The following is a 21,664-nucleotide window of genomic DNA, read 5'->3' as shown; positions in this document are numbered from 1 at the left end:
CTCGTTTAATTGCTCACCCCATTATTTCTGCACCACACTCTGCATCCGTAGCTCAGCTGGATAGAGTACTCGGCTACGAACCGAGCGGTCGGAGGTTCGAATCCTCCCGGATGCACCATATTTCGATGTAAATAGAATCCTAGTATTTTTTTCCTTAGCACGAATCGATAAGCATGATCTTGCTTTAGCTACGGCCCGAAGTACTAAGCAAGCCAGATGATTTTCTCCGATGCCTCATTTCTGTTTTACCCAACTACTCTTTATCATATTGTTAGCGCTATAGCGGCACTGCCCTTTATTTTGCTGATATCAGAACGATATTTTTCTCATCACGTCCGTGTATTCATTCTTACCTCTCCCTTGCCTACATATTGAGATCGAGCCGACGAGTAATGAAGGCTGTCTTACTACTATGGGGTAATAACCTGTTTTTTATAAGGTTATTGAGTAAGCGACAACGTTTTCACTTTACGATAAAGTAAGCTCTCTTTTCAGTGATCATGGAGTCATGATGTACGATCGCTATCAAGGGCTGATCTTTGATATGGATGGCACCCTGCTTGATACTGAACCAACGCACCATAAAGCGTGGGATCAGGTTCTTGCCCGATATGGTATGAGATATGATGCCAGTGCCATGACAGCATTGAACAGCGTATTATCGACAGTCATCAGGCCGATATTGATGCTCACCAACTCGCGGCGGAAAAAACTGCTGTTGTTGAGGAAATGCTGCTGGATACGGTAAAACCACTGCCGTTGATTGATGTTGTTAAGCATTATCGCGGACGGAGTCCTATGGCAGTTGGCACAGGTAGCACGCATGGCATGGCTGATAGATTGCTAACGCATTTGGGGTTGCATGATTATTTTGATGCAATTGTTGGGGCTGATGATGTTATTCAGCATAAGCCTTTCCCCGATACCTTTCTGCGTTGCGCTGCATTGATTTCTGTCGCACCAGAACACTGTATTGTGTTTGAAGATGCAGACTACGGTATTGAAGCCGCTAAACGCGCTAACATGGCCGTGGTTGACGTCCGTACATTGTGAGTGAGTTCTGGGCTGTTTTTTCTCTTTTCTGGAGTAGCCTGCTAAGTGCAACACTGCTGCCTGGCAGTTCGGAAGTGCTGCTGGTAACGTTATTGCTTGCTGACAGCGCAAAGCCCTACCTGTTGGTCGCTGTGGCAACGGTAGGAAATACGCTGGGTGGGTTAACAAATATTTTTATAGGGCGCTTACTCCCTCAGCCAAAACAACAAGCTGGGTATTCGGTGGCCATGCGCTGGTTACAGCGCTATGGCTGCGCTGCGTTGTTATTTAGCTGGGTGCCGGTAGTAGGCGATTTATTGTGCGTGTTAGCGGGTTGGCTACGCATGCCCTGGGTGCAATCGGCGGTTTTCATCGGTATTGGAAAAGCGCTGCGGTATATCGTATTGACGGGTATAACGTTACAGGGGATGGCGTGGTGGTCTTAACCAGATTGCAATGCGAACTGGTGAGTGCTGCTGAGTTTCAATTATGCTTACAACCATTACATTTTAACAACGGGAGGTCGATTTGATCCCGGACATTTCAGAAGCACTTTCTTGGCTGGAAAAACACCCATTGGCAGTGAAGGGTATTCAGCGTGGAATTGAACGCGAAACATTGCGCGTAACAGCAAACGGACATCTTGCTACGACTGGGCACCCCGAGATATTGGGTTCGGCGTTGGCACACCCGTGGATTACGACAGACTTTGCAGAAGCGCTGTTAGAGTTTATTACGCCGGTCGATAAAGATGTCGATCATCTGCTGACGTTTCTGCGTGATATTTATCGTCATGTTTCCCGCAATCTGGGCGATGAGCGGATGTGGCCACTGAGCATGCCGTGCTTTATCGACAGCGAGCAAAATATAGAGCTGGCACAGTATGGCTCATCAAATATCGGGCGCTTCAAAACGCTTTATCGTGAAGGGCTGAAAAACCGCTATGGCGCGTTGATGCAGACTATTTCCGGCGTGCATTATAACTTCTCTCTTCCGCTGTCATTCTGGCAGGCGCGAGAAGGTGTTACTGATGCAGAAAGCGGGAAAAAAGCGATATCTGCAGGATACTTCAGGCTGATCCGTAACTATTACCGCTTTGGCTGGGTGATCCCTTATCTGTTTGGTGCTTCTCCGGCGATCTGTTCTTCTTTCCTTAAAGGCCGGGAAACCGCACTGCCGTTTGAGCGTACGGAAAAAGGCATGCTTTATCTGCCTTATGCGACCTCTCTGCGGCTCAGTGATTTAGGCTATACCAATAAGTCACAGAGCAATCTGGGGATTACGTTTAACGACTTGGATACCTATGTCGCTGCGTTAAAACGCGCGATAAAAACGCCATCTGAGGAGTATGCTCGGGTTGGTATGAAGAAGGATGGTCGTTATCTACAATTGAATACGAACGTCTTGCAGATTGAGAACGAGCTCTATGCGCCGATTCGTCCGAAGCGTGTGACGCGCGCCGGTGAAACGCCATCTGATGCCTTGTTGCGTGGCGGAATCGAATATATCGAAGTGCGTTCACTGGATATTAATCCTTTCTCTCCAACCGGGGTGAGTGAAAGCCAGGTTCGTTTCCTGGATTTATTCCTGATCTGGTGTGCGTTGGCAGATGCGCCTGAAATGAGCGCTGATGAGCTACTGTGTACGCGTAAAAACTGGAATCGAGTGATTCTGGAAGGGCGTAAACCAGGGCAAACGGTGGGTATGCGGTGTGAAACCATCCAGCAGCCAATTGCTGAGGTGGGAAAATCTCTGTTTGCGGATTTACGTCGCGTTGCGGAAGTGCTGGACGCGGAAAACAATCAACCACACTATCAGCAGGTATGCGATGAGCTGCTTGTCGGTTTTGACGATCCAGAAACGACGTTCTCTGGTCGACTATTAACGTTGATGAAGCAAGAAGGCAATGGTAGCGTGGGGCTGAATTTAGCGGAAGAATACCGCAAAATGCTCAGCAGCGAGCCGCTGCAGGTGTTGACGGAAGAACAATTGGCTGCTGCGAGCGAGAACTCCTGGCAGCGTCAACGTCAGATTGAGTCTGAAGATACGATGAATTTTGACGACTATCTGGCAACGCATTAAAAAGAAAAGGCCACAGAAACTGTGGCCAAATAAACATCTCTAATAGGGATGATGATAATAAATGCGCGTCTTTCAGTAAGTCAGACTCGCATAAAAAGGAAAAGTTCTCGGAAACGAGAAAAAATGAATTTTTTTCTTTGAGGAGGTGAAATTATGCCGTTATTAGACAGCTTTACCGTTGACCATACTCGTATGGCCGCACCCGCAGTTCGGGTTGCTAAAACCATGAAAACCCCTCATGGCGACAATATCACGGTATTTGACCTGCGCTTCTGTCGTCCGAACATTGAAGTCATGCCAGAGCGTGGCATCCACACGCTAGAGCACCTGTTTGCTGGCTTTATGCGCGATCATTTAAACGGTGATGGCGTTGAGATTATCGACATTTCTCCGATGGGATGCCGTACGGGCTTCTACATGAGCCTGATTGGCACACCGGATGAGCAACGCGTTGCTGATTCCTGGAAAGCGGCGATGGCGGACGTTCTGAAAGTGACTGATCAGCGTAAAATTCCTGAGCTGAACGAATTCCAGTGTGGCACCTATGAGATGCACTCACTGAAGGAAGCGCAGGACATTGCTCAGCACATCGTTGATCACGATATTGGTATCAACCAAAATGACGATCTGGCACTGCCGAAAGATAAATTGGCTGAGCTACATATCTAGTTTGTTGGATATGCGCAGATAAAAAAAGAGAACCGAAAGTGGGTTCTCTTTTTTTGTGCTCGGAACGCGTCAGACTGCGAGGAAGTGCTGTATAACCCGGCTGCCGAAGTAGGACAGCGTCAGCATAAGGGCGCCGATCAGGCTGAACCAGACGACGCGCCGTCCCCGCCATCCTTCATGGTAATGCCCCCAGAGCAACAGAATATAGATGAACCAGGCAAACAGGGAGAACACGGCCTTGTGCAGGTTCTCTTTGTTATCGATCAGGTCATCCATATAAAACAAACCAGTACAGAGCGTCAGCGTGAGCAGAATGACGCCAATCTGCGTGATGTGAAACATCTTGCGCTCAATACCCATCAGCGGCGGCATGTCAGCGGCAAATCCCAGCTTTTTATTCTTGAGCAGATAATCAAGCCAGGCGAGTTGAAGCGCATAAAGGGCAGCAATTAACAGCGTTGCATAGGAGAAAAGGGCCAGTCCGATATGGATCATCAAGCCCGGCGACGCTTCCAGATGCGTAATAAATTCACTCGGCATGAAGCTGGCGAAGGCCAGATTGATCAGCGCAAAGGTGTAGACGATAGGAAGAATAAACCAGCCGCGATCGCGCGTGGCGACAAATGTCATCACCGTACAGATGATGAGGCTGACCAGAGAGCCGATATTCAGCAAGCTAAGGTTTTGGCCGACCTGAACATCGAAAATGCGTTGATAAAGCGCCACTGCATGACAAATTAGCGCAGCGCTGGCCGAGAGTATTGCCAGCCGACGATATGCACTGTTCTTGCGCAGCAGACTGGGGATAATCAGTCCGAGGCTGAGTGTGTAGGCGACAAGCGCCACAATAGCGAAAACAGACATACAGATTAGGTTATTAAATATCAACTAGGTAAAATGAAGAATCAGTATAGCGTTAGTCGTCGCGGGCACCAACAGTTCTCCGTCAGCAGCGCTGAGATCGTTCCCGCTTTTGTGTATAATCTCTTCCATTCGTGTCGCGCTGGCGGCCTGTCTTACGTTGAGCATGAGATATGTTTGAAAATTTAACCGATCGACTCTCGCGCACATTGCGCAATATCAGCGGCCGCGGGCGGTTGACTGAAGACAACATAAAAGAAACGCTACGTGAAGTGCGTATGGCATTGCTGGAAGCCGACGTCGCGTTACCTGTGGTACGTGATTTTATCAATCGCGTGAAAGAGCGTGCTGTCGGGCATGAGGTCAATAAAAGTCTTACGCCGGGCCAAGAGTTCGTCAAGATTGTTAAAAATGAACTCGTCAGCGCAATGGGTGAAATCAACGCTGAGCTGAATCTTGCCGCGCAACCCCCTGCGGTTGTTCTGATGGCCGGTCTGCAAGGTGCGGGTAAAACGACCAGCGTGGGCAAGCTGGGTAAATTCCTGCGCGAAAAGCATAAGAAAAAAGTGCTGGTAGTTTCAGCTGACGTTTATCGCCCTGCGGCGATTAAACAGTTGGAAACGTTGGCAGAGCAAGTGGGTGTCGATTTCTTCCCGTCAGACGTGCAGGAAAAGCCCCTTGCTATCGTAGAACGTGCGTTACAACACGCTAAGCTGAAGTTCTACGATGTCCTGTTAGTCGATACCGCGGGTCGTCTCCACGTTGACGACGCGATGATGGACGAAATCAAACAGGTTCATGCGGCGATTAAGCCGGTTGAAACGCTGTTTGTAGTGGATGCCATGACGGGGCAGGATGCGGCGAATACGGCGAAAGCCTTTAATGAAGCGCTGCCGCTGACCGGTGTGATCCTCACCAAAATTGATGGTGATGCCCGTGGCGGTGCGGCGTTGTCTATCCGCCATATTACTGGCAAGCCAATTAAATTCCTCGGTGTCGGCGAAAAAACCGAAGCGCTGGAGCCGTTCTACCCTGAGCGCGTTGCCTCGCGAATTCTCGGTATGGGCGATGTGCTTTCACTGATTGAAGATATTGAAAGCAAGGTCGATCGTACACAGGCAGAAAAGCTTGCTAATAAGCTGAAGAAGGGCGATGGGTTTGATTTGACCGATTTCCTGGACCAGCTCAAGCAGATGCGCAACATGGGCGGCATGGCAAGCATGATGAGCAAAATGCCGGGCATGGGCCAACTGCCTGATAATGTTAAGTCACAAATGGACGATAAGGTGCTGGTGCGTATGGAGGCGATCATTAATTCGATGACGCGTCAGGAGCGTGCCAAACCTGAGATTATTAAAGGATCGCGTAAACGTCGTATCGCGCAAGGTTCCGGCATGCAGGTACAGGACGTGAACCGTCTTCTGAAACAATTCGATGATATGCAACGAATGATGAAGAAGATGAAAAACGGCGGTCTGGCGAAAATGATGCGCGGTATGAAAGGGATGATGCCACCTGGATTCCCGGGGCGTTAATCACCGAAATCGATGGTGTAGAGAAACTCTTGGCGTGATTATACGCTTTAGATTGCTTTTTGCGCCAAAATGAGTAAAATTTTCGGGCTTTTTATATGACATACTGGGCTCCGTTCCTCGATGGGGCCCAGTTGTTTTATTCACTAAAGAGGATGTTATGGTAACAATTCGTTTGGCACGTGGCGGCGCTAAAAAACGCCCCTTCTATCAAGTAGTCGTGACCGATAGCCGCAATGCGCGTGATGGTCGTTTCATCGAGCGCGTAGGTTTCTTCAACCCAATCGCATCTGGTCAAGCAGAAGCCCTGCGTCTGGATCTGGACCGTATCGAGCATTGGCTTGGTCTGGGTGCAACTGTGTCTGATCGCGTATCTTCGCTGATCAAAGACGCTAAAAAAGCAGCATAACCTGTTGCGGTGGTGATAATGAGCAATCAACTCAGCCCAAAACCTCCCGTTAACCCGATTGTGATGGGGAAGATAGGATCGGCATATGGCATCCGAGGTTGGCTCAGAGTGTTTTCATCCACCGAAGATGCCGAGAGCATTTTTGATTATCAACCTTGGTTCATCCAGAGTAAAAGCGGTTGGCAGCTTGTCGAGATTGAAGGCTGGAAGTATCACAATCAGGACCTAATCATCAAAGTGAAAGGTGCTGATGATCGTGATGCGGCTAATTTACTGACCAATTGTGAAATTGTCGTAGATTCGTCACAACTGCCCGATCTGGGCGAAGGTGATTATTACTGGAAGGATCTTATTGGCTGTCAGGTCGTGACCGTAGCCGGTTATGAGTTAGGTAAAATCATCGACATGATGGAAACCGGCTCGAACGATGTGATGGTAATAAAGGCCAACCTGAAAGATGCCTTCGGAGTCAAGGAACGGCTGGTTCCGTTCCTCACCGAACAGGTTGTTAAGCGCGTCGACCTTTCTGCTCAAACTGTTGAAGTAGATTGGGATCCTGGTTTTTGAACTCTGAATCAACCAGTAGTATCCAGCGGAACGAGACTATGTGGATTGGGGTGATTAGCCTGTTTCCAGAGATGTTCCGTGCGATTACTGATTACGGAGTCACTGGCCGGGCAGTTAAAAATGGCCTGCTGAACGTACAGTATTGGAGTCCTCGTGATTTCACTTACGATCGGCATCGCACCGTGGACGATCGGCCTTACGGCGGCGGCCCCGGAATGTTGATGATGGTGCAACCTTTACGGGATGCGATCCACGCAGCAAAAGCAGCGGCAGGCGAAGGCGCGAAAGTGATTTATTTATCACCTCAGGGCCGTAAATTAGATCAGCAAGGCGTACATCAACTCGCTACGAACCAGAAAATGATTCTGGTCTGTGGACGGTACGAAGGGATTGATGAGCGCGTAATTAAAACCGAAATCGATGAAGAATGGTCGATCGGCGATTACGTACTCAGCGGTGGGGAACTGCCAGCGATGACCCTGATTGACTCCGTTGCCCGCTTTATACCGGGCGTTCTGGGACATCAGGCTTCAGCAGAAGAAGATTCTTTTGCCGATGGATTGCTGGACTGTCCTCATTTCACTCGCCCTGAAATACTGGAAGGCATGGACGTTCCGGCAGTGTTACTGTCTGGCAACCATGCGGAAATACGTCGCTGGCGATTGAAGCAGTCGCTGGGCCGAACCTGGCTTAGAAGACCTGAACTTCTGAAAAGCCTAGCTCTGACTGACGAGCAAACAAGGTTGCTGGCTGAATTCCAACGTGAATATCAGTCTGAGCAACAAGAGTATTAGGTGGTTACGCCGGTTTACCGCGCGAACCCAACTATCAGTTTACCTAGGGTAAGAGACATATTATGAGCAACATTATTAAGCAAATCGAAGACGAACAAATGAAGCAGGACGTACCTGCATTTCGTCCGGGTGATTCCGTAGAAGTGAAGGTATGGGTTGTTGAAGGTAGCAAAAAACGTCTGCAGGCATTCGAGGGCGTGGTTATCGCTATTCGTAACCGCGGTCTGCATTCTGCATTCACTGTTCGCAAAATTTCTAACGGCGAAGGCGTGGAGCGTGTATTCCAGACTCACTCTCCGGTTATTGACAGCATTACTGTTAAACGTCGTGGTGCCGTGCGTAAAGCCAAACTGTACTACCTGCGTGAGCGTACTGGTAAGTCTGCTCGTATCAAAGAGCGTCTTAACTAAGATAGCGCTTTCGCAACATCCGAAAGTTGTTATTGATAAGGGGTTTAGCCAAAGGCTAAGCCCTTTTTTTATGCATGATAGTGGCGGCCCTTGCAGAGAAATGCTTCGCCTAATGAAAAAATTCATCTGTAAAAGCCGTTGAAAGTGACCTGCAAGTTTTCTAGTGATAGGATATTTCTGGATGTAACATTGCTCATCTATATTATTAAAAATTAAAGGAAGATCTGATCTACATGCGCAAACTATTATTTATTCCTCTCTTTTTTTCCTCGTTTATGGCGGAAGCTGATTTTATCCATCCTATGGATTTTGATAACTCCGAAGCTCAAAAAAATGAAGTTATCGAGTTTATAAAAGATACGGTGAAGAAGGATTACTGCGAGAGTGGTCTTGATATGTGTCAGGAAAGTATGTTGCGTATGATGGAGAAGGAAAACCTCAACGCCTTTAAGCTCGCCTCTAAAGCTAAAGATAGAAAAATAATGGATAAGGTCATCGAGGATTACTGTGAAAGCGGTTTTGACATGTGCAATTACAGTAACATTTATATGATGTACAAAGAAAACCTTAAGGCGAGTAAACAGTCCCTTGAATGGTAGTTCTCCTCTCTGAACGACATCAAAGCACTATTATGGCAGTAAAAAGCCCACCATCTTGGTGGGCTTGGTTTTCCCTGGTGCCATCATTATTGTTTGAATTTCAGTACCATGATGACATTAGACATGGTTATTTTATAAACGTTTATACAGATCAATTTTTCAATATTGATCGGTTACGGCGATCAAAATATCGTGTTGATACCGCTTTTATCCTGTTCAGAACGGTTTATTCGCGATGACTGTTGGGTACATGTGCATATGGTCGTTAATAAATTGAATATCTGTAAATCCTGCCTGCTCTAGCTGCAACTGTGTTTGTTTGTGGGTACGAAACGCTGTCCATGTTGCCCCGATAATGCGTGAGAAAAGTACAGATTGGAGGGCCAGCAATTTCGGATCGGTATTTATCCATGGGGAATCTTGCGACAGAGTCGGTGGCGGTGTCATAAAGCTGGTTATCAGCGTACCTCCAGGTTTCAGACCTGAGTAGAACACGCGGTAAAGCTCAGTAACTTTGTCATCATCTTGTTCATAGACGTTGAGCCCGTTGCTGGTAATCACATCTGCTTGTGCTGCCAAATCAATTGTCCAGGCATCAGCAAGTACCAACGATATCTTATTTTCCAGCCCTTGCTGACTTGCAAGTTTATACGCTTCTTCCAGCGCCTGTTTATCCAGATCGATCCCGATTAATTTCACATCTCGATGTCGCGTATAGTCCAACAGCAGTAAATCGGCCATGACGCCACAAGGGACCGATACCATAATGGCGTCGGGGCGCAAGAGCTCTTGAAGCAGGCGTTGGAAAATACCAAATCGTTCACGTGTTGCCAAAACGCTGGGTAACTGTGTATAGATGATTTCTTCGAGTGGATTAACATAGTGAGCTGGCTGATGTGTTATCACATTATGCGTCCAGTACGCATTTAACCCGTGATGTTTTAGTAAAAACTTGCCTAGCTCAAGGTGAGAGAACGCCTCTAGAATCGCGAGTTGTTCCTCTACGGCAATGCCGGGATGGTCGCCGGATTCGATAATGTTGTTCTTTACCGCAGCGACTCGTTCATCATGGCTTTCCTGTGATGAGGTAGCGTGTGATAAGAGTCTTGAGCTGCTATTTAGAGACGGGTTATGAGGCTTGTTTGAACCGGACATATGAGCACTCCATAATATCAATCGCTATCAGGAATAATAGATTTAGCTATCAGTGGGATATGATTCTTCGGTATCTCAGTATCAGGTTGTTAATAACTGAATGTGATTATTTAGTGTGAGCGATAATAGAGGGAGGTATGTCTGACGTATTTCTGTGTGAGTACAAAAGTGAGTGGAATTGTTACCAGATGCGATGAACGATAGCGTTTTGCCAGCTAAATTGCTGGTGAGTATGGCTCATCGTTTTATCTTTGAGAAAGTGTTAAGGCAGACTCTGTTGCCAGCGAGCTCGCAGTATCTCCGCATTCTCTACGCCGTCGCAGCTGGCGGGAAAGTTTTTCCCTGCTTTTCCCCATTCTTCCATGTTATCTGTACCGCAAAAAGCCGACTGTCCGGCCTGATAGCCACGCAGGTAGGTTTCACGGTCAACTTGGGGAGTACCAAACCATTCCTGCAAAGTGCTATCGTCCTTTACGACCATGCCAGAGATTGCATCCTGATAACCTGTTTCGTACCAGAAGCCTGACTCACTTTTAGCGGGGAGCGACGGGACGTTGCTTTGGCATGCTGTCATTAAAAGAATTACAGCCAAGACATAACTGTATTTCATCATCAAACCTTCAATGTTTCGGCCATCGGCCTGAAGAAGCATCGCATCAGGCGATGCCCAATTTTTCTTTCAGTAATTTGAGGTAGCGGCGACTGACGGGGATGTGTTTTCCCGTATGCGTCAATACTTCTGCTGCGCCGTTCTCCATTAACTGGATTTCTTTCAGCTGTTCCGTATTAACCATGTATTGGCGATGGCAACGGACGAAAGGCGTTTTCTCTTCCAGCGTTTTCAATGAAAGTTGGGTATAGCCAGACTGGCTGACACCCACGACGTGTACGCCGCTGAGTTCTGAACAAAGATACTCGACTTCCTCAATCTTGAGCAAAAAAATACGGTTGTGTCCGTTACAGGGAATATGGCGAAGCAAGGGCTCTGAAATTATCTGTACGTTTTTATTTACACTGACTCCGCGACGTAAACGATTTAGCGTTTTGCTTAGCCGCTGTGCGTCCAGTGGTTTGAGTAAATAGTCAAAAGCATGCTCTTCAAATGCCCTCACCGCGTACTCATCATAGGCTGTCACGAAGACGACATAAGGCATATTTTCTGGATCTAACATGGCGACCAGCTCTAATCCGCTGACCTTTGGCATTTGTATATCCAGAAAAATCACATCCGGTTGCAGCCGATGGATAGCCGGTATCGCCTCCAGCGCATTGCTGCATTGTGCAATGATGGTGATATCAGACTCATTTTCCAGCAGCAGGCTGAGCTCTTCACGTGCCAGCTGTTCGTCATCGATGATTATGGCTTTCAGCATCCTTCCCCCTTGTTGGCGTGATTCTACCATTATTCACGGCAGGGATTAGCATGGTTGTATCGGGAAGTGATAGGGCTGGCAGATATCATTTTTCTGGCAATATTTAGGGTGGTAATTTTTTATTTACACTAAGTGGATTGAAATCTTTACGGTTCGTGTTATGGTGTAAACATCACGCGTAGGCAGGTTGTACAGACAGTAGTCTTTACAGGCGATCGCGAACATACCGAACTCTTCAGGAATGGGATCATGCAAAAAGATTCACTTAACAATATTAATATCAGTGCAGAGCAGGTTTTAATTACACCCGATGAATTGAAAGCCAAGTTTCCGCTTAACGACGCAGAGCAGCGCGATATTGCGCAAGCGAGAGCAACCATTGCGGATATCATTCATGGGCGTGACGATCGGTTGCTGATCGTCTGCGGGCCTTGCTCGATTCATGACACGGATGCTGCGTTGGAATACGCGCGCCGCCTGCAGTCGCTTGCTGCTGAATTAAACGATCGCCTCTACATTGTCATGCGTGTTTATTTTGAAAAACCGCGTACCACCGTGGGCTGGAAAGGGCTCATCAACGATCCGTTCATGGATGGTTCATTTGATGTGGAAGCAGGGCTGCACATCGCGCGTGGGTTGCTGCTGGAACTGGTCAATATGGGTCTGCCATTGGCGACCGAAGCGCTTGATCCAAACAGCCCGCAATACTTGGGTGATTTGTTCAGCTGGTCGGCTATCGGTGCACGTACGACAGAATCACAAACGCACCGTGAGATGGCTTCCGGCCTGTCGATGCCTGTCGGGTTCAAAAACGGTACGGATGGTAGTCTGGGAACGGCGATCAACGCGATGAGAGCCGCCGCGATGCCACATCGCTTTGTGGGTATCAACCAAACTGGGCAAGTTTGTCTGCTGCAAACGCAAGGGAACATTGATGGTCATGTGATTCTGCGCGGCGGTAAAAAACCAAACTACAGTGCGCAAGATGTCGCTGAATGTGAAAAACAGATGCAGGAAGCGGGACTGAGACCTGCGCTGATGATAGATTGTAGTCACGGTAATTCGAATAAAGACTACCGCCGTCAGCCACTTGTTGTTGAATCTGCGATTGAACAAATCAAGGCGGGAAATCGTTCCATTATAGGTTTGATGCTGGAAAGCCACCTTAACGAGGGGAGCCAGTCTTCAGAACAGCCGCGTTCAGATATGCGCTACGGTGTATCGGTCACGGATGCCTGTATCAGTTGGGAAAGTACAGAGACGTTGCTGCGTTCCGTTCATCAAGATCTGAGCGCTGCACGTGTGAAACATTCAGGAGAGTAACAAAAGATGGTAGCTGAACTGACCGTATTGCGTGATCAGATAGATGAGGTTGATAAGGAGCTTGTCGCGCTGTTATCACGTCGGTTGCGTTTGGTGGCAGAAGTGGGTGAAGTGAAAAGCCGCTATGGTTTGCCCATTTATGCGCCCGATCGTGAAGCGGCCATGCTCAGCTCACGTCGTAAAGAAGCGGAGTCGATGGGGGTTCCGCCGGATCTCATTGAGGATATCCTGCGGCGCACCATGCGCGAATCCTATACCAGTGAAAACGACAAAGGCTTTAAAACGCTGTGCCCGCAGTTGCGCCCGGTCGTTATCATCGGTGGCCGCGGTCAAATGGGCAACCTGTTTGAGAAAATGCTGACGCTGTCGGGCTATCAGGTGAGGATCCTGGAGCAAGATGATTGGCCGCGTGCTGATGAACTGCTGTCTGATGCCGGTATGGTGATTGTTAGCGTGCCGATTCACGTGACTGAACAGGTTATTGCCCGTCTGCCTGTTTTACCTGATGACTGTATTTTGGTTGATTTGGCATCAGTAAAAAATGGCCCGCTTCAGGCGATGCTGGCGGTGCATAGTGGCCCGGTACTTGGGTTACACCCTATGTTTGGGCCAGACAGCGGTAGCCTTGCCAAGCAGGTTGTCGTCTATTGTGACGGTCGGCAGCCGGAAGCTTACCAGTGGTTACTGGAACAGATTCAGGTGTGGGGCGCGCGCCTGCATCGTATCAGTGCAGTCGAACACGATCAGAACATGATGTTCATTCAGGCGCTGCGTCACTTTGCGACATTCGCCTATGGTCTGCATTTAGCGGAAGAGAACGTGCAGCTTGAACAGCTATTAGCGCTGTCATCGCCAATCTATCGTCTGGAATTGATCATGGTTGGACGGCTGTTTGCGCAGGATCCGCAGCTTTATGCCGACATTATTATGTCTTCAGCGGATAATCTGGCGTTGATTAAGCGTTACTACCAACGTTTTGGCGAAGCGATTGAGTTACTGGAGCAAACGGATAAAGCCGAATTTATTAACCGCTTTAAGAAAGTCGAACACTGGTTTGGCGACTATGCCAAACGCTTTCAGGCGGAGAGCCGGGTGCTTTTGCGTCAGGCAAACGATATTCGTCAATAAGTACGTTCGCTATCTTGGTTGTGTTTAAGAAGCCATCCCGGGAATACCAGGATGGCTTTTTCAATTATTCGTTAACCTCGACGGGTACGACGTTTTCACTCGGGTAGCAGCCCAACACTTTTAACGAGCGGGTGATGGGGGATAATCCTTTTAGCGCTTTCTGCATGGCATCGCTGCGCAGGTTGGCCTGTACGTCCAGATAGAACATCTCTTCCCACGGATTACCGTTGATCGGTCTGGATTCCAGCTTGGTCATTACAATGCCGTTATCACGCAATACCAACAGCGCTTCTACCAGCGCACCTGACTGTTGGCCGGTTGCCATAATTAGCGTGGTTTTTGCCGGCACTTGTTCCGTCACGTCAATTGGCTTGCGTGCTAATACAATAAAGCGAGTAATGTTTTGTGACTGATTTGCCAGATCGTGTTCCAGCATCTGTAGCTGATAAAGCTGACCACCGGCTTCGCTGCCGAGTGCTGCTGCCTTCGGTGAGTTGAGTGCGGCTACTTTTTCCATCGCCGCGGCCGTGCTCTCACAATATTCAATCTTCCAGTGTGGAAAGCGGTTAATGAAATGGCTGCACTGCTGGAACGGTTGTGGGTGGCTGTAAACTGTTTCGATCTGTTCCAATGACGTATCGGTGGCAACTAAAACGCAGTGATTGATCGGATTGGTTAATTCGCCGACGATGGATAAAGCCGTGTGTTGCAGCAGATCGTAGACGTCATTGATCGAGCCGGAGCTGGTGTTTTCAATCGGCAGAACAGCATAGTCCGCTTGCCCTGTTTCCACCATGTTGAAGATATCTTGAAATTTCAGGCAACCACACTCAACAAACTGCTCGAAGTGCCGTGCGGCATATTGGCGAGCGGCGAGATGGGAATAAGATCCTTTCGGACCGAGAAACGCAATACGTGCAGAGTGTGACGTTGTTTGGTTGAGGTGATGCTGCAAGAGTGCTTGCTGCGTCAGTACCGAATCTTCAATGATGAGCTGAAATAAGCGGGTAATGTAGTGACCATCAAGATGATGCTTTTTCCCAGCGGCGGTCAGTTTGTCCAGTAAATCACGCTCACGCTCTTTGTCACGAATTGGGCGATGCGAATGCAATTTGCTGCGGGCAACGTCCAGCGCGAGTTCTCGTCTTTGTGCCAACAATTCAATTAATTGCAGATCCAATGCGCTGATGCGTTCTCGCAGTGCCAGTAATGGGTTGTCTGTCATGATGCTGTTACCTGTCTTATGTTCTTATATAAAAAAAGCCTCCTGGTCAGGAGGCTTTTTTGTTCGTCTTCGTATTCTTGCTCTTACGACGAATCGCCTCCCAAATCAGGGGAAGGTGAAAAAGAATACGAAGAAGAACAGTTTATTTATCATGTTTACTCGGTTAGTCATGAAGATATCTAGATTCTGAGTAGGTAAGGTAACTGTTGGCTTTTCATCCTGTCAATACAAAATCGCCGAGCGCAATGTTAAACGAGGTATCGCCTTGGATCTTTTAGGACGTGGATTACGACGCCTGGAATGCAAAAACGCGCCCTCAGGCGCGTTATATTGAGGTAAAGAGGGCGAGTTACTCTTCTTGCGTCGGCTGTAGATTGGCTTCTTTGACGCCCGCTACCGCACGTCTGGCTTCACCTTTATGTTGGAGTTTGTCCAACTGGCGTTCCAACTTGGCAATTAGCTCGTTGATGGCGGAATACATATCGTCATGTTTGGCGCTGGCAACCAGCGGGCCGTTTGGCGTACTGATAGTGGCATCTGCTACAAAACCCTGTGGTTCTTTTGACAAAATAATATGCGGGTTAATCAGCTGGGTTTGCCACTTATCCAGCTTAGAAAGACGGTCTTCGACATGTTGACGAATTGCGGGGGTGATATCCATTTGCTTACTGGTAATATTAATAGTCATATAAACTTACCTCTCTGCCTATGTCCGTCTTGGATAATTTCAGCATACAGTGAGTTGTGACAAAAAGCGTGATGTTGATCGCTTTTTTTCGTCACTTTTTGTCAAGAAAATGCGATTTGTGAAGCATCATTGGGAATAGGAGGGAAGTACTTGAGGGGGCATCTGGCCTGTGCCATTATTGATAGGATGTATTGACGCTACCGCACTGTTGTTGACTCCCGCCAACCTGTTTTTTCTGCTCATCTATGCATAGCCAACCGATCGAACCATAAAAAACGGCAACCGAAGCTGCCGTCTTATTACTGTGTGTCACTTGTCGTTTATGCTGGGTTCGCCGCGATGACTTTTGCGACTTTGTCCGCCTGTGCGGCCAGTTGCAGTTCGCGATAAGCATTTTCCATCAACGGCAGGGCATTTTTTGTTGCCTGGGTATCTGGGTAATCACGCAGCATTTGCTCAACGCGATTAACTACTGCCACATAAGCGCCGCGTTTCGTGTAGTATTGCGCGACAGAAAGTTCATACTTGGCCAGACGCTCTTTGAGGTAAACCAAACGCTTGTTTGCGTCGGTGGCGTATTGGCTGTTCGGATATCCCTGAATGAGCTTGCTGAAATCCCGAAATGCGGTACGGGCATACTGCGGATCGCGATCGGAACGATCAACGCCGAAGAAGCCTTGTAACGCACTATCATCCAGCGCCATGTCGGTCAGGCCGCGCATGTACAGGACATAATCCACGTTTGGATGGGTCGGGTTGAGTCGCAGGAAGCGGTCAATAGAAGCTTGGGCCAATGGCAGCTCGGCGGATTTGTAATAAGCGTAGATCAAATCCAACTGTACTTGCTGCGAGTAGGGGCCAAAGGGATACCGGTTATCCAGTGCTTCCAACTGCGTGATGGCTGCTTTAAAGTTGCCGTCCTGCAGTTTTTGTTGAGCATTGGCATAGATTTCAGATGGCGGACTATCAGGAACCGCATCTTTGGAATTGCTGGAGCAACCAGCCAGCGCCAGGCTCAACGTGGCGGCAGCCACCAGATATTTCATACGCGTCATGACGTTTTGATTATCCTCAGAATGTTATTCCGGGAGGCTGTCCGTTAAGCTCCCGATTTAGACCAGCTACAATAGTACATTATTTTAAACGGCGTCGCCGTCAAAACCCAACGTTAACGAAGAAGCTGCATAATATGGCACAACAAGTACAACTCACCGCAACGGTGGCCGAATCTCAACTCGGACAACGTTTAGATCAGGCTTTGGCCGAATTGTTCCCTGATTATTCACGATCCCGCATAAAAGAGTGGATTCTTGAGAATCGAGTACAGATTAACGGCAATGTCATCAATAAGCCAAAAGAGAAAGTACTTGGCGGCGAATCGGTAGCCATTGATGCATTGATTGAAGAAGAAGCACGCTGGGAAGCACAGGATATCAAACTGGATATCGTGTACGAAGATCAGGATATCCTGGTCATCAATAAACCCAGAGATCTGGTGGTTCACCCCGGTGCGGGTAACCCAGATGGCACGGTATTGAATGCCTTGTTACATCATTACCCTGAGATTGCCGATGTGCCCCGTGCCGGGATTGTGCACCGACTCGATAAAGATACGACAGGGCTTATGGTGGTCGCGAAAACCGTACCCGCACAGACGCGTTTAGTTGAGGCGCTACAAGCGCGTGAAATTACTCGTGAATATGAAGCCGTTGCGATTGGTTCGATGACTGCGGGTGGCATGGTCGAGCAGCCTATCGCTCGTCACTCAACCAAGCGTACTCATATGGCCGTGCACCCAATGGGTAAGCCTGCCGTGACACATTATCGCATTATGGAACATTTCCGAGCGCATACCCGTTTGCGGTTGCGTCTGGAGACGGGGCGCACCCATCAGATTCGTGTGCATATGGCACATATTAATCATCCTCTGGTTGGCGATCAGCTATACGGTGGTCGTCCTCGCCCGCCAAAAGGCGCTTCGGAGGATTTTATTGAGATGCTGCGTGGGTTCGATCGTCAAGCGCTGCATGCCACCATGTTGCGTTTCTACCATCCTATTACTGGCATTCACATGGAATGGCATGCGGAATTACCACAGGATATGGTCGATCTGATTGAAGCACTGAAAGCTGATACCGAAGCGTTTAAGGATCAGCTCGACTGGTAATGTATTCAATACGATAAGTGCCGATTTATAGAGGTGACGGACTATGCTGATATACCCCGACTGGCCTTTGCCAGAAAGTGTGAAATCTTGTAGTACGACGCGTATTGGCGGGTGTAGTCGTGCACCTTATGATTCGCTAAATGTGGGGAATCATGTGGGCGATGAGCCTGCGCACGTTACCGAAAATCGGCAAACGCTGGTGGAGCTGGCTGGTCTTCCTACTATGCCGCATTGGCTAGAACAGGTTCATGGCACCGATGTGATTCGTATTGGTGAGGTGTCCCCAACGTCTGTTTGCGGTGATGCCACTTATACAGATAAGAAAGGAAAAGTCTGTGCGGTGATGACGGCTGACTGTTTGCCCGTGCTTTTTTGTGCAATCAACGGTGACGAAGTCGCTGCCGCGCATGCTGGTTGGCGGGGATTGCACTCGGGGTATTGGAAGAAACGTTAGCCTGTTTCCGTGCGCCACCCGCGCAAATTATGGCGTGGTTGGGACCCGCTATCGGGCCTGATGCCTTTGAGGTCGGCCCTGAGGTTAGGGACGCATTTATTCAGCATGATGCGGCGGCGGCCTCTGCATTTCGGCCTGAAGGAAACAAATTTTTTGCCGATATCTACCAACTGGCACGTCTGCGTTTACGTGCCGCAGGGGTAACGCAAATTTTTGGTGGAAATGCCTGTACTGTGAGCGAGCCTCACAAATTTTTCTCTTATCGGCGTGATGGCGTGACTGGCCGTATGGCAAGTTTAATCTGGCTGATATAACCTATTGAATTAAGACGATCCAAGACAAGTAACATTTAAATCCTGTCACGACTGGCAAAATAACCTTGAAATTTTTGAGGGATGACCTCATTTAATCTCCAGTAGCAATTTTGACCAGTGTATGGGAGGTGTTATGCGTCTGGATCGTCTTACCAACAAATTCCAACTTGCTCTTGCTGATGCCCAGTCTCTTGCCCTTGGGCGCGATCACCAGTTTATTGAACCACTTCACTTGATGAGCGCCTTGCTTCATCAGGATGGTGGAACTGTTGGTCCACTTCTGACTGTTGCCGGAGCCAATCTTAATCACCTGAAAACCGAAATCGACCAGGCAATCGCGCGTTTGCCTCAGGTTGAAGGCACTGATGGTGATGTTCAACCCTCGAACGAGTTAGTCCGCGTATTGAATATGTGCGACAAGCTGGCGCAAAAGCGTGGCGATACCTTTATCTCTTCGGAGCTTTTCGCGCTTGCTGCGCTGGAGTCTCGTGGCACGCTGGGGGATATTTTGAAAAAGGCGGGTGTTACGCAGCAAGGTGTAACAAATGCTATCGATCAAGTGAGAGGAGGGGAGCAAGTGAACGATCAAGGGGCTGAAGATCAGCGCCAGGCATTAAAAAAATTCACTATTGACCTCACGGAGCGAGCGGAGCAAGGCAAGCTCGATCCGGTGATCGGACGTGATGAAGAAATTCGCCGTACTATTCAGGTCCTACAGCGTCGAACCAAAAATAACCCAGTATTAATTGGTGAGCCCGGCGTGGGTAAAACCGCGATAGTGGAAGGGTTAGCCCAGCGTATCGTTAATGGTGAAGTGCCTGAAGGCCTGAAAAACAAGCGAGTACTTTCACTGGATATGGGCGCGCTGGTGGCGGGGGCGAAATATCGTGGTGAGTTTGAAGAACGTTTGAAAGGTGTGCTCAACGATCTGTCTAAGCAGGAAGGCAACGTCATTCTGTTTATTGATGAACTCCATACGATGGTGGGGGCAGGTAAAGCCGATGGCGCGATGGATGCCGGCAATATGCTAAAACCCGCGCTGGCTCGTGGTGAGTTGCATTGCGTTGGGGCAACAACGCTCAATGAGTATCGGCAATATATTGAAAAAGACGCGGCCCTTGAGCGTCGTTTCCAGAAAGTGTTTGTCGCTGAACCGACCGTTGAAGACACGATTGCGATTCTGCGCGGGCTGAAAGAGCGCTATGAATTGCACCATCATGTACAAATTACTGACCCGGCGATTGTTGCAGCGGCCATGTTATCTCATCGTTATATCGCGGATCGTCAGTTGCCGGATAAAGCGATTGACCTGATTGATGAGGCGGCATCCAGTATTCGTATTCAGATTGATTCGAAACCAGAGCCGCTTGATCGGCTGGAACGCCGAATCATCCAGTTAAAGCTGGAGCAACAGGCGCTGAAAAAAGAATCTGATGAAGCCAGCCAAAAGCGGCTTGAATTGCTGAGTGCGGAACTTGACCAAAAAGAGCGTGAATATTCCCAACAAGAAGAAGAGTGGAAAGCAGAAAAAGCATCACTCACGGGAACGCAGAATATTAAAGCGTCTTTAGAGCAGGCAAAAATTGCGCTGGAACAGGCTCGCCGTCAGGGCGATCTGGGAATAATGTCTGAGCTGCAATACGGCAAAATCCCTGAACTGGAGAAACAACTGGCAGCAGCAACGCAGCAGGAAGGGAAAACGATGCATTTGCTGCGTAATCGAGTAACGGATGTTGAAATTGCTGATGTGCTGGCGCGTTGGACTGGGATTCCTGTTTCTCGCATGTTGGAAAGCGAGAAAGAAAAATTATTACGCATGGAAGATGAACTGCATCAGCGTGTGATTGGGCAGAACGAAGCCGTTGAAGCGGTAGCGAATTCTATCCGTCGTAGTCGGGCTGGGCTATCTGACCCGAATCGTCCTATTGGCTCGTTCCTGTTCCTTGGGCCAACGGGCGTTGGGAAAACGGAACTCTGCAAAACGCTGGCGACTTTCCTCTTCGACAGTGACGACGCCATGGTGCGTATCGATATGTCTGAGTTTATGGAGAAACACTCGGTTTCACGTTTGGTCGGTGCGCCTCCCGGATATGTCGGTTACGAAGAAGGGGGCTATTTAACGGAAGCAGTGCGTCGTCGTCCTTATTCGGTCATTTTGCTGGATGAGATCGAAAAGGCACACCCTGATGTATTCAATATCCTACTTCAGGTATTAGATGATGGCCGCCTTACTGATGGGCAGGGCAGAACGGTCGACTTCCGTAATACGGTGGTCATCATGACGTCCAATTTGGGATCTGACCTTATTCAGGAACGTTTTGGTGAGCGCAGCTATACCGAAATGAGGGATATGGTGCTGGATGTCGTTAGCCACAGCTTCCGTCCTGAGTTTATTAACCGTATCGATGAAGTCGTGGTATTCCACCCACTGGGAAGGGCGCATATTACGTCGATCGCACAAATTCAGCTCCAGAGACTGTATAAGCGTCTTGAAGAGCGTGGATATAGTGTCACGATCGCGGATGCAGCTTTAGATATGCTCGGGGAAGTCGGGTTTGATCCTGTCTATGGTGCGCGTCCGCTTAAAAGAGCGATACAGCAATTGATAGAAAACCCACTCGCTCAGCAGATGCTAGGGGGGAAATTGATACCTGGTAAACCGATCACATTAGATGTTGAAGGCGAACAGATAGTCGCACGACAAGAATAATGTGAGTGAAATGGTAAGCGGGCAACGGGGCATTCGTTTATGGATGCCCCGTTTTTACATATTAAGCTCAGGTTATATCCATTTTTTGTATATTAAGTGTTCCAAGTGCTGTTTGTTGTCTTGTTTTTGAACGGTTGGGAAATAATTTGCATTTAGCGCTTGTCAGCGTGCG

At 48.5% G+C, this 21,664-nt stretch carries 20 protein-coding genes, 1 tRNA gene, 2 pseudogenes and 1 other annotated feature; of the genes and pseudogenes, 16 read left to right on the top strand and 7 right to left on the bottom strand.

The genetic code is table 11. The annotated features are described in order from the left end of the window. Positions 1–41 precede the first annotated feature (41 nt). The 5 genes and pseudogenes from BJJ97_RS21585 to luxS all read left to right on the top strand — a co-directional run bounded on the left by BJJ97_RS21585 (position 42) and on the right by luxS (position 3,783). Positions 42–118 (top strand) — tRNA-Arg (locus BJJ97_RS21585). 393 nt (positions 119–511) lie between these two features. Further along, positions 512–1,053: pseudogene (gene yqaB / locus BJJ97_RS21580) on the top strand (fructose-1-phosphate/6-phosphogluconate phosphatase). Then, complete coding sequence (locus BJJ97_RS21575) at positions 1,050–1,478, top strand: YqaA family protein (RefSeq protein ID WP_039483917.1); 429 nt, start codon at positions 1,050–1,052, stop codon at positions 1,476–1,478. The pseudogene yqaB and the gene BJJ97_RS21575 overlap by 4 nt, the downstream one beginning before the upstream one ends. An 82-nt stretch (positions 1,479–1,560) precedes the next feature. Continuing rightward, on the top strand, positions 1,561–3,114 hold the full coding sequence (gene gshA, locus BJJ97_RS21570; RefSeq protein ID WP_095995270.1) for a glutamate--cysteine ligase: 1,554 nt from the start codon (positions 1,561–1,563) through the stop codon (positions 3,112–3,114). A gap of 153 nt (positions 3,115–3,267) precedes the next feature. Then, positions 3,268–3,783: an S-ribosylhomocysteine lyase gene (luxS, locus tag BJJ97_RS21565; protein WP_014916315.1), complete on the top strand. Its 516-nt coding sequence runs from the start codon at positions 3,268–3,270 to the stop codon at positions 3,781–3,783. A gap of 69 nt (positions 3,784–3,852) precedes the next feature. Here luxS and BJJ97_RS21560 read toward each other — a convergent pair whose 3' ends face one another. Then, a complete protein-coding gene (locus tag BJJ97_RS21560; RefSeq protein ID WP_010286006.1) occupies positions 3,853–4,647 on the bottom strand; it encodes a cytochrome C assembly family protein in 795 nt (264 codons plus the stop codon). 170 nt (positions 4,648–4,817) lie between these two features. On the opposite strand from BJJ97_RS21560, the gene ffh reads away from it, so the two are divergent. From ffh to BJJ97_RS21530, 6 genes are all read left to right on the top strand, one after another. Further along, a complete protein-coding gene (gene ffh / locus BJJ97_RS21555; RefSeq protein WP_095700327.1) occupies positions 4,818–6,179 on the top strand; it encodes a signal recognition particle protein in 1,362 nt (453 codons plus the stop codon). A gap of 157 nt (positions 6,180–6,336) precedes the next feature. Continuing rightward, complete coding sequence (rpsP, locus tag BJJ97_RS21550; protein WP_010285998.1) at positions 6,337–6,585, top strand: 30S ribosomal protein S16; 249 nt, start codon at positions 6,337–6,339, stop codon at positions 6,583–6,585. Positions 6,586–6,603: 18 nt separating this feature from the next. Then, positions 6,604–7,152 (top strand): ribosome maturation factor RimM, encoded by a 549-nt coding sequence (gene rimM, locus BJJ97_RS21545; protein ID WP_039483924.1) that lies wholly within the window; start codon positions 6,604–6,606, stop codon positions 7,150–7,152. Positions 7,153–7,190: 38 nt separating this feature from the next. After that, positions 7,191–7,946, top strand: a complete 756-nt coding sequence (gene trmD, locus BJJ97_RS21540; protein WP_039483926.1) for a tRNA (guanosine(37)-N1)-methyltransferase TrmD — start codon at positions 7,191–7,193, stop codon at positions 7,944–7,946. A 62-nt stretch (positions 7,947–8,008) separates the two neighbouring features. Next, the gene (gene rplS, locus BJJ97_RS21535) at positions 8,009–8,356 is read left to right on the top strand and encodes a 50S ribosomal protein L19 (RefSeq protein ID WP_039483928.1); all 348 of its coding nucleotides are present in this window, start codon (positions 8,009–8,011) and stop codon (positions 8,354–8,356) included. A gap of 233 nt (positions 8,357–8,589) precedes the next feature. Then, complete coding sequence (locus BJJ97_RS21530) at positions 8,590–8,955, top strand: hypothetical protein (RefSeq protein WP_095700325.1); 366 nt, start codon at positions 8,590–8,592, stop codon at positions 8,953–8,955. Between the two features lie 216 nt (positions 8,956–9,171). On the opposite strand, the gene BJJ97_RS21525 is transcribed toward BJJ97_RS21530, so the two are convergent. From BJJ97_RS21525 to btsR, 3 genes are all read right to left on the bottom strand, one after another. Further along, entirely contained in the window at positions 9,172–10,110 is a 939-nt protein-coding gene (locus tag BJJ97_RS21525; RefSeq protein ID WP_095995269.1) for a class I SAM-dependent methyltransferase, read from the bottom strand. 262 nt (positions 10,111–10,372) lie between these two features. Continuing rightward, entirely contained in the window at positions 10,373–10,684 is a 312-nt protein-coding gene (locus BJJ97_RS21520; RefSeq protein WP_405083396.1) for a DUF2799 domain-containing protein, read from the bottom strand. A gap of 82 nt (positions 10,685–10,766) precedes the next feature. After that, positions 10,767–11,483, bottom strand: coding sequence for a two-component system response regulator BtsR (gene btsR / locus BJJ97_RS21515; RefSeq protein WP_010306189.1), 717 nt, complete (start codon positions 11,481–11,483; stop codon positions 10,767–10,769). A 249-nt stretch (positions 11,484–11,732) separates the two neighbouring features. On the opposite strand from btsR, the gene BJJ97_RS21510 reads away from it, so the two are divergent. Both BJJ97_RS21510 and tyrA read left to right on the top strand, forming a co-directional pair. Beyond that, complete coding sequence (locus BJJ97_RS21510) at positions 11,733–12,806, top strand: 3-deoxy-7-phosphoheptulonate synthase (RefSeq protein ID WP_095700323.1); 1,074 nt, start codon at positions 11,733–11,735, stop codon at positions 12,804–12,806. 6 nt (positions 12,807–12,812) lie between these two features. Then, on the top strand, positions 12,813–13,934 hold the full coding sequence (tyrA, locus tag BJJ97_RS21505) for a bifunctional chorismate mutase/prephenate dehydrogenase (protein WP_095995268.1): 1,122 nt from the start codon (positions 12,813–12,815) through the stop codon (positions 13,932–13,934). Between the two features lie 64 nt (positions 13,935–13,998). On the opposite strand, the gene pheA is transcribed toward tyrA, so the two are convergent. The 3 genes from pheA to bamD form a co-directional block, all read right to left on the bottom strand. Further along, positions 13,999–15,159 (bottom strand): bifunctional chorismate mutase/prephenate dehydratase, encoded by a 1,161-nt coding sequence (pheA, locus tag BJJ97_RS21500; RefSeq protein WP_095995267.1) that lies wholly within the window; start codon positions 15,157–15,159, stop codon positions 13,999–14,001. Between the two features lie 28 nt (positions 15,160–15,187). Next, positions 15,188–15,313: a sequence feature (Phe leader region), on the bottom strand. Between the two features lie 195 nt (positions 15,314–15,508). Beyond that, positions 15,509–15,847, bottom strand: a complete 339-nt coding sequence (raiA, locus tag BJJ97_RS21490; RefSeq protein ID WP_095995265.1) for a ribosome-associated translation inhibitor RaiA — start codon at positions 15,845–15,847, stop codon at positions 15,509–15,511. A gap of 320 nt (positions 15,848–16,167) precedes the next feature. Next, complete coding sequence (bamD, locus tag BJJ97_RS21485; protein WP_039325274.1) at positions 16,168–16,902, bottom strand: outer membrane protein assembly factor BamD; 735 nt, start codon at positions 16,900–16,902, stop codon at positions 16,168–16,170. Between the two features lie 134 nt (positions 16,903–17,036). Here bamD and rluD point away from each other — a divergent pair, with 134 nt between their 5' ends. The 3 genes and pseudogenes from rluD to clpB all read left to right on the top strand — a co-directional run bounded on the left by rluD (position 17,037) and on the right by clpB (position 21,492). Further along, the gene (gene rluD / locus BJJ97_RS21475) at positions 17,037–18,014 is read left to right on the top strand and encodes a 23S rRNA pseudouridine(1911/1915/1917) synthase RluD (RefSeq protein WP_039488071.1); all 978 of its coding nucleotides are present in this window, start codon (positions 17,037–17,039) and stop codon (positions 18,012–18,014) included. 43 nt (positions 18,015–18,057) lie between these two features. Continuing rightward, positions 18,058–18,782 (top strand): annotated as a pseudogene (gene yfiH, locus BJJ97_RS21470) (purine nucleoside phosphorylase YfiH). A 133-nt stretch (positions 18,783–18,915) separates the two neighbouring features. Further along, positions 18,916–21,492 carry an ATP-dependent chaperone ClpB gene (gene clpB, locus BJJ97_RS21465; RefSeq protein ID WP_039488069.1) on the top strand — a complete coding sequence of 859 codons (2,577 nt, stop codon included), beginning with the start codon at positions 18,916–18,918 and terminating at the stop codon, positions 21,490–21,492. The last annotated feature ends 172 nt before the right edge of the window (positions 21,493–21,664 follow it).

This window comes from Pectobacterium polaris (genome assembly GCF_002307355.1).
In the GTDB taxonomy this organism is placed as follows: domain Bacteria; phylum Pseudomonadota; class Gammaproteobacteria; order Enterobacterales; family Enterobacteriaceae; genus Pectobacterium; species Pectobacterium polare.
The sequence above is the reverse complement of the archived record's forward strand: the minus strand, read 5'-3'. Positions and strand labels throughout refer to the sequence as shown.